This is a genomic window from Streptomyces sp. NPDC029152 (genome assembly GCF_055564355.1).
Map to the genome: position 1 here is coordinate 1 of NZ_JBVHWR010000018.1, position 14,680 is coordinate 14,680.

General features: G+C 74.2%; 3 protein-coding genes. All 3 read left to right on the forward strand.

Going from position 1 to position 14,680, the window contains the following annotated elements:
- Positions 1-23: 23 nt before the first annotated feature.
- The 3 genes from ACZ4V6_RS29570 (at position 24) to ACZ4V6_RS29580 (ending at position 14,496) form a co-directional block, all read left to right on the forward strand.
- Positions 24-12,716 (forward strand): lonely Cys domain-containing protein, encoded by a 12,693-nt coding sequence (locus tag ACZ4V6_RS29570; RefSeq protein WP_467833416.1) that lies wholly within the window; start codon positions 24-26, stop codon positions 12,714-12,716.
- A gap of 18 nt (positions 12,717-12,734) precedes the next feature.
- Positions 12,735-13,487, forward strand: a complete 753-nt coding sequence (locus tag ACZ4V6_RS29575; RefSeq protein WP_467833418.1) for a type VII secretion system-associated protein — start codon at positions 12,735-12,737, stop codon at positions 13,485-13,487.
- Between the two features lie 76 nt (positions 13,488-13,563).
- Complete coding sequence (locus ACZ4V6_RS29580; protein WP_467833420.1) at positions 13,564-14,496, forward strand: type VII secretion system-associated protein; 933 nt, start codon at positions 13,564-13,566, stop codon at positions 14,494-14,496.
- The last annotated feature ends 184 nt before the right edge of the window (positions 14,497-14,680 follow it).

The window sequence follows — 14,680 nt, forward strand, 5'->3', positions numbered from 1 at the left end:
ACGAGATCGAGGACGACCGCGGCGTGCCGGGCGGCCGCTACGAGCGCGTGCTGAAGGGCATCGGCGCGCTGGAACGGATGCGGGCCAACGACCCGGGACTCAGCCCGTTCACCCCCTTCCGCATGGACCTGCTGAACTTCTACGTGCAGGAACACACCGGGAAGGCACCCGATCTCCGGGGCTTTGCGACGTTCCTGGACTTCGCCGCGGCCCGGGTGGCGGCCGACCCCACCGCCCGCCTCACGGACGTCGTGCCGTCACCGGCAGTCCAGATCACCCTCCGACAGCTGGCGGACAAGCGCGAGCGGGCGATCCGGCACGTGCAGTCGCTCTCCGCCTCGGCGGCGGTCACCCCCCGGCACGTGGCGTCCACGCTGTGGGCCACGGCCCGGGCCGCCCAGGTCTTCGCCCTGATGACACCCGCCGGCCGTGAGGCGATGGGCCGCAAGGTCCTCCACCTCGACAGCACCACGACCTGGGACCGGTCACAGCAGGAAGCCCTGTGGGCGGTCGTCGCCAAGGCCATCGCCGAGGGCGTGGACGTCACCGACCACGACCTGCTGGCCGCCTACCACCTGAAGGAAGCCGGTGCCTTCGGTCCGGCCACCGTGCTGCGGCAGGGACCCAGCATCCAGGGCGTGAACTGGTCGGGGACCCCCGCGCCCGCCGGGGTCGACTGGAGCACCGTGCGCCGGATGACCTCCGGGCCCGACGGGGCCGCCCTGAGCTCCGTCGAGCCGGACTGGACCGGCCCGGGCAAACTCATGCCCATGCTGACCCTGATCGAGGTCGACCAGGCAGGCACCCTCGTCCTCCACCTCCCGGGCCGCACACCCGTCCCCGTCCCCGAACGCGAGTTCCTGGCCCTGCTGGACATGAGCCCGGCGACGCGTACCGCCGCTCTGGGCATTCCGGTGCTGTTCCTGACCACCGGCCCCGGAGCCCTGAGCCCGCAGCTGGTGCAGACGTTCTCGCAGAAAACCGGACGCCCCGCCTACGGTTACAGCGCACCCATGCTGCTCACCGAAACCGTCCCCGGCGTCCCGCTCCACATCCTCGCCCTGCCCGATCCGGCCACCGGCGCCCCGGGCCGCTGGACCGCCGCCACCCGGAAGCCGGGCACCGCCGCCACCACCCGGGGCAGGCCGGTCTTCTTCGGACCGACGACCACGACACTTCCCACCACGTGGACAGCGGACCCGTTGCAGGACCCGGACACCGTGTTGCGGGACGGCTCCGGCGCGGTGCGCGGACGCGACCTGTCGGGGGAGCGGATCGACGAGGTACGGGTCGACCGGGTGCGGGTGGTCACGGGCGGCGGGTTCGCGCCGGAGGTGTGGGAACCGGACCTGCCCGCGCCCTGGGGCGGCGAAGCCTACGTGGTCGGGGACCTGACCTTCGACGAGGACCCGGCGGACCAGGAGGCGTTCGCGGCGCTGCTGGCCGGCGATCCGGAACTGGCGCGACTGCCGGGACACGTGCCGGTCGTGCTGGCGATCCCGTACGCGGGTTCCCAGTACCTGGACCTGATGCGCGCGGTCGCCGTCAGGCTGGGGCGGCGGGTGTGGGCGCCGAGCGGTGACGGGCGGCTTCGGTACGACTCCGGCCTGCGCGCCCACGTGCCGACGATGACGGTCCGGGACCCCGGGGACTGGCACGGCGACTGGGTGCCGTTCGACCCGCCCGCGGCGCCTGCGCCGTTCGAGGACCGGGAGTGGGTCTCGGAAGAGGGCAGGAGGTTCCGCGACAGCGACGTGGCCGTCCGGCCCCTGGTGTTCGACCGCCGCGAGCGGTTCGGCAGCATGTCCATGCAGGACACCATGGCCAGGCGCGAGGCGCTGCTGCGGTCCTACTTCGACAACCGGCGACTGATGCACTACGTGGCCACCGGCGAGGGCGACCGGCCGGTCACCACCGAGTCGTTCGTCCCCGACCGCGGGGTCTACCTCTTCTACGCGCACGGCCTCCCGGGCGTCCTGGCGCTCGTCCTGCGCGACGGTACGGACGTGCGGTTGGACGCGGCCGCCGGCGGGCGGTACATCGGCGGGCTGCGAGAGGTCCGCGAGCTGCCACCCGGCTACCGGTTGGGGCTGGAGGTCTGCTACTCCGGGTCGGCGGGCGACCCGCGCGGCCACCTGCAGGAGGGCCGCGCGGTCCCCCGCGTGGAAGACCCCCTGGAAGAGGTGTCGCTCGCGCAGCACACGGCCAACGTCAGCCGGATGGAGGTCGACGGGACGTCCATGACCAAGGGCATGGACAGCGGTACGTTCCTGATCGAGGACACCCCCGGCGGCGTGATCGGGCGCACGGAGCGCGTCCGGCCGGAGCCCCTGGACAGCCAGCTGGACCAACTGGCGCGGGACGCCGGCCTGCACACGGCCCCCGGCGCCGTACCGCCGGAGGTCCGGGCGACCACACTGCTGCTGGTCCGTGCGCTGCGCGAGGCGTTCGGCCAGGTCGTCGAGGACGACCGCGGAGTCCCGGCGGGCCGGTACGAGCGGGTGCTGAAGGGCATCGGCGCGCTGGAGACCCTGCGCGCCAACGACCCCGGCCTGCGCTCGCTCACGCCGTTCCGGCTGGACCTGTGGAGTTTCCTCGCGCGGCGGGTCGGCGGGGACACCCCGGACCAGGCCGCTTACGTGGCGGTTCTGGACGCAGCCCGGGACCTGGTGGCCCAGCGGCCGGGCGCCCGGCTCGGCGAGATGGTTCCGGACACCGCGCTGACCTACGCCGTCGAGGAGCTGTCGGGCGCCGACGGCATGACCGTCGTCCGGAGCGCGCTGGACCTGCCCGACTCCGTGCCGGCGAGTCCGAAGGAGACCGCACGGGCCTTCTGGGCGACGGTGGCCGCGGCCGACCGGATCCTGTTCCGGATGTCACCGGTGGACCAGGAGAGCCTGGGCCGCGGTGTCCTCCACATGGCGGACACCGACCCCTGGACCGACGACCGGATCATGGAGCTGACACTCCTGGCCACCCGGGCCCACGCGCGCGGCCTGGACATCGCCGACCCGTATCTGCTGGCCGCCTACCACCTCGGTGAACTGGGAGCCTTCGCACAGGTCCTCACCGACGGCACGGAACCGACCGGCTACAACTGGAGCGGCCGTCCGGCCCCCAACGGCGTGGACGTGGACCGCTGGTACGCGCGGCTGAAGAGCAACGGAGACATCCTCACCGTTCCTCACCCGGCACAGTGGAAGTCCACGGAGCCACCCGGCCGGACCAGGGTGATCTGGACCGGGACCGACGGGGGCACGGTCGTCGTGCACCTGCCCGGCCACTCCCCGCTGCGCATACCCGACGCGGAACTCTGGGCCCTTCTGGACCTCGCCCCGCTGGTGACCGAAGCGCCCGTGGACGTCCCCGTCCTGTTCCCGATGCCCGAGTTCGCGGCCGGAGGGGCGAAGCGGCTGCAGGCGTTCTCCGACCGCACCGGCCGGAACGCGTGGGGCTACACCGGCCCCCTCGACCTCGTCGAGGACGACCTGTTCGGCCCGCTGGCCGTCACCGCCCTGCGCGAGAAGAAGCTGGGCCAGTGGACCAAGACCGTCTGGAAGGCCAGGCCCGTACTTCCCTGGTCCCCGGCCGGCGTCACCACGGCCCCGGCAGCCGCCCCCCTCTGGCCGACACCGTCGGCCCCGCAGGACTCGGGCGTCGGGACGTTCCACTTCGCGGGTCCCGGCACCGGTGAACCGGGCGGGCGGCCCGGTCCCGCCTATCCGTCCGCCGCCCGGATCAACGCCACCCCCGTGTCCCCGGCCGGCCCGGGAAGCACCCCGGACGAAGGCACCACCGGCCTGCGGAACGCCTCCGGTGACGGGCCGGGCTGGGCGGTCCCGTCCTGGCGTCCCGCCGGGTCGCCCGGCACGGTGAGGTTCGCCGGCATGTACCGGGACCGTGAGTGGCGACGCCGCAGCGCGGCCCTGGAGTTCGCGTACGCCGAGCACCTGGGCCGGACCGGCGGGCTCGTCGACTCCGTGCGCGACGCGGTGTCCCGTATGCGCGCAGAACTCGCCGCGCGCCACGGCGAGGACGCCGCGCGGCGGGCCTTCTTCGCCCCGGACGCGCTTCCCGCGGACGCGGGCGCGGAGCTGGACCGGCTGACGGCGCTGCCCCCGGGGCCGTTCGCCCTCGACGCGCTGATGGCCGCGCTCACGTACGCCTCCTACGCGGGAACCGGGCTGCCCCGCGAGACGGCCGAGGCCCTGTCCCGGCCGGCCGGCCGCCGCGCGCGGTACGCGCCGGGCAGTGCCTACCGCGAGGTGCACGACAGCCGGGGGATGCGCCGGGTGGGCGGCGAACACGGCCCCGCACTCCGGCTCCTGCGGACCTACGCCGCGCTCGGCGCGACGCCGGGCCGGCTGCTCGCGCTGCGCGACGCCCTCATCGCCTGGGCGGTCCCGGCCGACCTCCAGTCGCTCCACGAGATCCTGCGCGCCTCCCACCGGGTCGGCCTGGGAACCGCCGGGGAACGCGAACTCGCCCTGCGCGACGGGGCCGGGCTCCACACGTGGGTGGCGGACTCGGTCGGGGCGGCCGGACCCACCCGGACCGACCGGGACGGACCGTTCGTCCCGCCGCACCGCGCGCTGTATGCCGAGCGGATGACGTTCGGCCGGGACATCACACGCAGCAGACTGGACCTCCCCGGCGGCCTCGTGGACCTGCTCGACGCCGCGCTCGCCGGGGACCCGTTGCCCGACACGCACCGCGGCCGGGCGCTCCGGGACTGGCTGAGCCGTTACGGCGACGCGGGCAGGGAGGCCCTGGTACGGCTGCACCCTGCGCATCTGACGGCCGTGCACCTCTACAGCGGCGCGGACTACCGGCTGATGAAGGCGTTCCTCAACGGCGAGCGTTTCGGCGCGGGGCTCGGACGTCGCCTGGTGCGGCTCACCACCTGGAGCATGACCCGGAAGATGGCCGAGGTCGGCGCCGCCGACCTCCTTCCCACGACGCTCCGCGGCCAGGAGGGCTTCGCCACGCTGTTCGACGCGATGGGGGACGTGGACGACCTCGACGCATCGACCCCCGAGGTGGCGCGTCTGAGGCGTCATCTGGACGCGATGGCGGACGCGGTGTACGAGGAACTGCCCCTGCACGTCGACATGACGATCGAGGCGCTGGAGATCCTGCCCCCGCTGAACGGCGACGTCTGGTGGGGCGACCGCGGGGTGCCCGGGGCGCTGGGCGCACCCCCGGCGGACGGTCCGGTCTACGGCAGGGACCGGATCACGATGCCCGTCTTCCGCAGCACGGCGCGGAGCAAGGAGGAAGCACTCGGCTTCATGCACCGCAGCAAGGGCGTCCCCGGTGACGCGCATCGCGGGCTGGTGCACGTGTCCCGCTCCACGGCGCGGGAGATCAGCCCGTTCGCCGCCCTGCCGCTGGAGACGGAGGTCCTGTACCCGCCGGGCGCCTCCGTGGACATCACCACCCGGACCGTCGTCCCCGGCGACGCGCGCACGGAACCGTACGAGTTCATCCGCGCCGAAGAGGTGACGGTCCCTCGGCAGGCGCCCGCCGACACCGGCCGGATCACGGAACCCGGTACGCCCGAAGACCTCTTCGGGTTCCGTCCCCCGGCCGCCACAGCCGACGCCGGGACCCGGCCCGCGCCGCTGATGCGGCCCGTGCACGGGCAGGACGGCAAGCTGATCGGTGTGTCCTCGTTCGACGACACCGACTGGGCGGAGCGGCAGGAGCAGTACGGCAGGCTGGACCGCGCGCGGGGCTTCGTGTCGTGGGAGCGGGACGCCGCCGGCCGGCCGGCCGCGGTGGAGCGGGCGCTGCCGGGCGGTGGCACGGCCGAGGGGACGTTCTTCTTCGCCTCGCACAGCGGCCGCGACGGGCTGGCGCTGGTCACCGGGGACGGTGGCGTGCGGCGGGACGACGGGGCGTACACGGGCCGGCTGCTGCGCTCGGCGCGGGACCGCGGCTTCCGCAGCGTGACGGTGCTCGCGTGCGGTCCCGGTGACGTACCGCAGAGCGAGGCCGAGGCCCGGGCGCGCGCCAGGAGGATCGCCGGCGGTGCCGGACTGCCGGCCCATCTCCCGGTGGGGCGCGTGGCGGTCTCCGACGGGCTGCCGCACCTGCTGGAGGACGCCGAGGGGCGGGCCACGTACTGGGTGACGGAGTACCCGGACGGCTGGACGGGCCCCCGCGTGCCCGCCCCGGGCGCCGGAACCGGCAGGCGCGCCCCCTTCGGCTACCCGGCCCCCGGCCTGTCCAACGTCACGGGCAGCGTGCGGGACGCCACGCCGGAGCAGCTCGTCGCCGCCGACGCCGCCGGGGGAGCGCCCTGGTCGGTGTCGGCCTGGCGGCCCGCCGGGGCCCCGGGCACGCCGCGGTTCACGGGCTTCTACCAGGAGCGCGCGTGGCGGCAGGCGAGCGTCGACTGGGAGGACTCCCTCGCCGAGGCGCTGAGCGACGTCCCCGAACTCGCCGAGACGGCGGGGCTGGCGGTGCGCGGGGTGTACGAGCGGCTTGCCGAGCGCAACGGCGACCGGGCGGCGGCGCGCGCGTTCTTCGCCCCGGACGCGACGCCCGAGGACCCGGTCGCCGAACTGGAGGGTCTGCTCGACGAGCAGCCGGGGCCGGATGCCCTGGACGGGCTGATGAGGGCCCTCGTGTACGCCGCGTACGCCGGTCCCGGGCTGCCCCGCCGGGTCGAGGAGGCCCTTTCCCCGGACGGCGCGCGGCTCGTGGCGGACAGTGCCTACCGCGCTGTGCACGACAGCCGCGGCTTCCGCCGGGTGGACGGCGAACGCGGTCCCGCGCTGCGCCTGCTGCGGATGTTCGCCGCGCTCGGCCTGCCGTCCACCGAACTGCCGGTGTTCCGCGCCGCCGTGGCCGCCTGGACGATCCCCTACGACCTGCAGTCGCTGCACGAAGTGCTGCGCGCCTCCCACCTGATCGGCATGGGCGCCGCCGACGAACGCGCCGCAGCCACCCGGGACGGTGCCGCGCTGCACACCTGGACGGTGCGCCGGTTCACGGCGGACGGACTGCTGCCGCGCGAGGAGGACGGCAGGGAGCTCGCGGCCCTGACCCCGCCGCACCAGGCCCTCTACCAGGAGCGCATGAGCTTCCCGTTCGAGCTCACCGGGACGATGGACGTGCCGGACGCCCTCGTCACCATGGCCGACGCCGCGCTGGCCGGCGCACTGCCGCGCCGCCCGGCCCCCCGGCTCCAGGTCATGGCCGAATGGCTGGAGCGGTACGGCGACCGGGGCGCCGAGGCGCTCAGGCGGCTCACCCCGGGCCACATCACGGCCCTGTACCTCTACAGCTCCTACGACTACCGGCTGATGAAGGCGCTGCTCAACGGCGAGCGGCTGGGGCAGGGTCTGAGCCGTCACCTGGTGCGCTTCCACAGCTGGCGTTACCTCCTGGAGTCGGCCCGCGAGGAGGAGCTGGACATGGCGCCGCTCACCCTGGTCGGCCAACCCGAGTTCGCCGACCTGTACGAGGAACTGACCGAATTGCCCGATCTCGACGCACCGAGCCCGGAGCTGGGCCGGCTGCGGCGCCGCGCGGACACGATGGCCGACCGGCTCCACCGCGAGCTGAGACTGCACATCGACATGGCCGTCGAGGCGCTCGAGATCCTGCCGTCCGTCGAGGCGACCGCGTGGTGGGGCGAGCGGGGAGCTCCCGGCCCCATCGACCGGCCCGCCCTGAACGGCCCCGTGTACGGCGCCCGGGCCATCCGCGTGCCGTACTTCCGCAGCACCTCGCTGAAGACCACGGAGGCGATCGAGTTCGCCCTCGGCGACAGGGCGGTCCCCACCGGTTCGCACCGCAAGCTGGTCCAGGTCAGGAACTCGACGGCGCGCGACGGCACCCCCTTCCTCAAGCACCTCTCGGAAGGGGAGGCGCTGTACCCGCCGGGCATGGAGTTCGACGTCGTCGACCGACGGCTCCTGGAGACCCGTGGGCGGCCCCCGATGCTGCACGAGGTGGTCGACGAGGCGATCCCGCTGCCCGACGGCCTCCCCGAGACGTGGCCGGCCGGCCCGCTTCCCTTCACCCCGGCCGTGTTCGAGGACTCGGCGGACGACCTGTTCGACCTGGGCCCCCAGACCGACTCCGACACGTCCGACGCCGGTCTGTCGGACACCGACGGCCACGCCGGCCCCGACGCACGCTCCGGCCTCGGCGACGACGGCTCACCGGCAGGCGCCTATCCGCACCGTGATTACTGGAACGCCCCGTGGGAGGGGCACGGGACCGCGCCCTCCCCGGAAGGGATCGTCGTCCAGGAGATCCGCGCGAACGGCAGGACGGTCGGCAAGGCCTCCTTCACCCGTCGGGACTGGGCGCTGCGCGAGCCCTTCTACGGTCGCCTGCCCGAGGCCACCCACTACACCCGGTGGAGCCGCGGCCCCGCCCAGGAACGCGTGGCCGAACGGCGCCCGCTGCCCGCCACGACGGAGTCCGGCACCTTCTTCTGGACCTCCCACGGCGGGGCGGACGGCTATGCCGTCGCCGGGGGGAACGACCAGCGGGTCGGTGCCGACAGCACCATGGTGGGGCGTCTGCTCGGTCAGGACCTCGCCGCGGCGGGCTTCACCACCATCACCGTTCTCGCGTGCGACGTCGCCACCGGCACCGGCGTGCCCACCGGCACCGCAGCCCGGGGCGACAGCCTGCAGCGCGCCGTGCGGCGGGCCCGGGGCATCGCCGACCTCACCGGCCTGGACGTGTTCGTCAACACCGGCCGCACGGCGATCACCCCTGGTCAGGACGAGGACGGGCGGCCGACGGCCGAGATCCACCTCCTGGAGGCCGCCGACGGCAGTCCCACGGCCATGCTGCGCGTCACCCCGGCTTCCCGGGCCGGCGGGGACCTCGGCCGACCCGGGCCGGGGGAGGCCGAGGCCCCCGCCGGCACGCCGGCCGACCCGCCCTGGTCCGTTCCGGGATGGCGGGTCCCCGGAGCCGTTGAGGCCGTACGTTTCGCCGGTCTCTACCGGGACCGGGCGTGGCGCAACCTCAGCTTCCAGTTCGAGTGGACGCTGGCGCAGAAGCTGACCGGAGATCCCGAGGCCGTCCAGGGTGCCGCGCGTGCCCTCAGCCGGCTCCACCACTTCCTGGCGCAGCGGCACGGCGCGCTCGCCGCGGACAGTGCCTTCTTCCAGGGGCCGGAGGCCGGGCAGTGGCTCGCGGCACCGGACGCGGTCCAGCGGTTCCTGCAGGCCGGACCGTCCGTACCCCACCTGATCCAGGCGTTCAGTAACGCGGTGTACGGCGACGCGGGGCCCGTCACCCTGCAGCGCACCCTGCCCGGCCGGCTCCGGCCACCGCGGCTCACTCGGCCGCGGGGACCCCGGCAGGGGGCGTACCGGACCGCGCACGACCCACGCGGATTCCGGTACGTGGGCGGAGTGGTCGGCCCGGCCCTGTGGCTGCTGGACGCCTACCGGACGATCGGAGCGAGCGGACCGGAGCTCATGGCTTTCCGCAAGGCACTGCTGGCCTGGTCGATCCTGACCGACACCCAGTCCCTGCACGAGGTGCTGCGTGCCTCCCACATGGCCGGCGTGGGCATCGAGGCGGAACGGATCGCGCTCACCCATGACGGCGCCCGGCTGCACCGGGTGGCCGGGCAGGTCTTCGGCATCGGCCCGGTCCTGCCGCACCACCACGTCTACGACAGCAGGACGCGCTTCGTCTCCCGCTACGACGTCGTCGTTCCCGGGCACATCGCCGAGGCTCTGAGCGCGGCGCAGACCGGGGCGCCCGTGGCTCAGGAACTGGTGGAACGGGTCGAGGCGGCCACCCGGTGGCTCGAGCGGTTCGGTGAGCGGGGCCGGGCGTCCCTGCGTGCCCTGGCTCCCGGCCACCTGACCGCGCTGTTCCTGTACACCAGCCAGGACCACGAGCTCTTCAAGACCTATGTCACCGCGAGCCGCTTCGGCGCCGCCGGCCGCTGGATGTTCAGGGAGCGGGTCTGGCAGTACGTGCGTGAAGACGTCGTGGAAGCCGGCCAGGGCCTGCCGGAACTGCTGGACTCGCACGACGGCCTGAGCGACGCGATATCCGATCTGCGCGACCTGGACGCGGAGGCGACCGACGAGGAGACCCGGGTGGAGACCAGAGCCGTCCGCCGCCGGGTGGACCGGATCGCCGACCGGCTGTACGACGACATGGCCATGCACGTCGACATGGCGGTCGAGGCGCTGGAGATCCTTCCGCCGGTGAACGGCCCGGTCTACTGGGGCGGCTGGCTCCCGGGACACCTGGACGCGACCGCGCAGGAGGGGCCACTCCTCACCCCGGCCACGCTGTACATCCCGCGGTTCCGCAGCACCACCGAGGACTGGGGCACGGCGGGAGGGTACACACAGGGCGACCTCGGGGAGATGGGCGACGCCCAGGACCGGCACGCGATGCGGGGGTACGTGGCGCACTCCACCGCTCGCCAGGTGGCACCGTTCTCCGCATGGATCGGCGAGGAGGAGGTGCTCTACCCACCGGGCACGGCGATGCGCATCCTCAGCCGCGACATCGAGACGGACAACGTGACGGGCAGGCGTTTCGCCGAGTACGAGTTCCAGGAGATGTCCGCCTACCCGCCCCCGGTCCTCCACAACGCAGAGGACTGGCCGGCGCCGCGGATCGTGGAGCTCACCGGAGACGAGGACCCCACGCCGGAGACCGGCGACGAGGACCCCACGCCGGAGACCGGCGACGAGGGCCCCACGCCGGAGACCGGCGACGAGGGCCCCACGCCGGAGACCGGCGACGAGGCCACCGCCCCGGAGGCCGCCGCCCCGGCGCCCCCGGACGGCTACCGGCGCACCGGCCCGTACGCCGCCGAACTCGACGGCACCGTCTTCGCCCTCCACGAGTCACCGGGAGAGGGCGACCGGACCCTGGCCACCCTGCTGTTCGCCCTCCGCTACGCCGCGGCCGACGCGCTCCAGCGGGCGGGCGTCGACACGGCCGACGACCTCCGCGCCTGGCTGGACGGCGTCCTCACCGACGACGACGTGTCCGAGGCGGAGGTGCCCCCGCTCGACGAGAGCCGGAATCTTCCGTTGAGCCTCCTGGACGAGGTCGGGGCACCCCTCGACGTCTCCCGGCGCACGGAGGGCATGCTCCTGGGCGACAAACTGCCGGCCTCACGGGTCGAACTGAGCCCCGCCCGGCGTCTTCGGGTACTGCTCACCGACTCCTCCTACGGCGCCGAAGGCGCGGCCCTGCCGGTGGGGCCGCTCGCGGCCGCGGCGGCACGCGGGCTCGGGGTGATCGTGGCCGTGGCCGGTCCCGACGGCGAGGTCACCCTCCACGGCGACCGCACCGGCGCCGCACCCCCCGCCCTGCTGGTCCATGACGGGGTCCGCCATCTTGCCGGACTCGCCGACGGGCCGGGCGACACCTCCGTCGAAAGCGGGGCACGGCTGAACCGGGTCGTGGACGCCCTGTCCTCGGCGCCGGTGTCCGTGCTGCGCCCGGCGGCGGCCCGGCAGGCACCCGAGTGGGTCCTGGCCCGCATCCGTTACATGGCGGAGGCGGCACGCTTCGAGGAGCGGCTGGGCCGGTACCTCGGCGGTAACGAAGCGGCGAACAACCAGCTCGGCGTGATGACCGCGGAACTCTGGACCCGGGCCGTGGCAGCGGGCCGCTGGACGGAACTCGGCTCGGACGATGCCACCGTCGACGGCGCGGTGGGCACCTCCCGGGACCGGCTCCAGGCCGTGGCGGACTCGGGCAACCTGCGCGAACGCATGGCCATGCTGTGGATCGGCTCCCAGTCACCGGACGGGCACGGCGGTCTGATCTCCGACCTGCTCGGCAGCCCCGACCCGAACCCCGAGGTGATCACCGAGGAGTACCGGTCCTCCCGGCCGCCGGCTGAGACGATGACCGCCTACCGGGAGCTGAGCGGACGGCCGGACCGAACGCCCGAGGAGCAGGAGCGGCTGGCCCGCGCCGAGCGTGCGCTGCGCATACCGTTGCGCCCGGAGGACCTGTCGCCCCCGCTGAGCGGGGGCGAGCGGGCCCTGATGCCGGACGGGGACATCCCGTGGGTGCCGGGGATGAACCGCTACGACATCGCCATGAGCAGTGCTCCCCAGTCCGAGGCGGAGCCGAGGGGGGCCCTGGTCCGGGCCGGCACCTCCGGCTCGGCCCACCGGCTGATGGCGCAGGCGGTGAAGATGCGCGACGCATGGGGCCTGGACGTCGACCTGGGCCTGGTGCGGATCGCGCTGCTGGCCGAGATGCTGCAGGGGAGGCACCACACCCTGGACGAGATCATGCGGGGCACCCAACTGGTCCTCGACCGCCTGAGGGAGAGCGGCGCAGCGGAGCCGGCCGACCTCGACTACGTGGACAACTGGGGCCGTTACCGCCGTCTCGCCCCCTTGACCGAGGCGGAGCTGCGTGAACACGTGGCCGTCGGCGGCAGGTTCCCCGACGAGCACGCGCTGGACGCGGCGGGCCTGCCGGCCGACGAGGGGCCGGCGGATCCGGCGGATCCGGCGGTGGCCGAGTGGTCGGCGGACCGCCAGGACGTCCTGGACGACGTCCTGGCCGTCCTGTCGGCCCTGGCTCCCCACGCCCTTCCCGGCCCGGACGGGGGTGTCCTGACCGCCGACCGGCTGGAGCGCCTGGTCGACGCCTGGTTCCGGGCCCGGAACCTGACCCCGGCCGGCTCCCTGGCCGACAGGCTCCACCGCATACTGAACGACGACCGCGCATGACATCCCAGTGAGGAGCCCATGAACGACGACACCGCCGGGGCCGCAGCCGCCGACGACACCGCGCCGCCGGTCCCCGAGGAGATCGAGGAGGCCGCCCGGCTCGCTCCCGACCACTGGCTGGGCATGGTCGACCCCGCTTGGGCGGGGGAGGGCGAACCGCCCGACTGGGCGGTGGTGGGCCGGTGGAGGTCCGGTCAGGACGGTGACATCGAGGAGTGGCGCCCCAACGAGGAGTACCGCCCCTCGCCCCAGGCGCTCGGCTGGTCCGCGCCGACCGACGCGGTGGACGAGGCGGTCCAGCTCGCCGCCACCGGTTACGGCCCGGGCGAGGCGGTCCCGCGGACACTGGCCGTGGCGGAGGTCGCCGTCCTGCTCGGCCCCGGTGGTGTCCCCGTGTCGGCCACCTCGCCCGACGGAGCGGCGGTCGTGCCCGTCTTCACCTCGCCCACGTACCTGCATGCGGCCGGGCGCTTCGGCTACGAACTGGCGCCGGTGCGCGAGCTGGTGGACCGGATACCGGAAGGCCATGTGCTCTACCTCAACCCGTCGGGGCCGGTCGGCATGGCCGTGGAGACCGATGCCCTGCGTCAGGCGCTCGAAGAGGCGGCCCGGGACACGGCTCGGACCGGCGAGGCGGAGGAGTCCGCAGAGCAGTCGGCCTCCGCGCGCTCCTCGACGGCCGGAGGCGCGGACCTGCCGAAGCACCCGGTCACCCCGGCCCGGGCCGGGGGCGAGGCCGGTCCGGAGCCGGTCGCCGGCCCCGGCGCGTGATTGCACGTCGCACCACCCGACACCGCACACCCGACACCGCACGTCGCACGACCGCCCATCGATGGAGTTGCCCCGTATGACGAGCCCTTCCGGTACTCCGGAACCCGAGCCCGAGAACCCCGCCGAGGCGGTCGCCGCGGACAGGCCCGCCGGCGAGGCCCCCGGTCCTTCCGCCGCACAGGGCGGCCCGTCCGCTGTGCTGAAGGGCCGACCCGGGTACCGTGAACCGCCCGAGGAGTACGTCAGGGCAGCCAAGGTGGCCCCCAACCACTGGCTGTCCGTCATCGACCGGCACTGGAGCGGTGACGAGGGCGAGCCCCCGCCCTCCTGGGCGAGTCTCGGACGCTGGCGCAGCGACGGGAACGGGGAGATCGTCGAGTGGGAGCCGAACGACGAGTACCGGCCCTCACCCGACGCCCACGGCTGGGCCCCGCCGGTCGGCCCTGTGGACGCCGCCGTGCAGCTGGTCGCCACCGGGTACGCCTCGGAGGACCTGTTCGCCCTGATGCTCGCCGACGCCGAGGTGGCGGTCTGCGTCGACGGTCAGGGCGGCCTGGCGGTGACCGACGCGGAGGACGGTACGGAGGCCGTACCCGTCTTCTCGACGTCACCGGAGCTGGAGCAGGACAAACTGCCCCCGCACGAGGTGATGTTCGTTCCCGATCTGCTGGACCGGCTGCCGGAAGGCAAGGAGGTGCTCTTCCTCAGCTCCTCCGCCCCGGTGGGGCAGCTCGTGACGCCGGGCGCGCTGCGCGCGGCCATGGCCGAACTGGAGAGGTTCGCGGCTCTGGACGACTCCGACGCGTGGCCGCCCGGGCCCACACCGGCCGACGGCGCTCCCGGGGCGGGCGTGGATCAGCGGGACACCGGACCCGGGGACGTCCGGCCCGACTTCATGACCGCGGGCCGACTGCCGCAGGTGGACGGACCGGAGGAGGTTTCCGGTACCGACGCGGACACCGCGCAGGGGCGGGACCGGCCCGGACGCGGGGCTGAGGACGGGGACTGACGCGCGGGTTGTTCGGGTGGCCCGCACCGGGCCACGGACGCCACTGAGGGCGTACGGCAGGAATCGGGCGGAGGCACGGCCGGCGTACGGCAGGCGTCCGGCGGACGTGTGGGAACCGAGGACTCCGCATGGCCGACCAACCCGCCTTCTTACCTGTACCGTTGACGCTTGAACGTATCTTCGA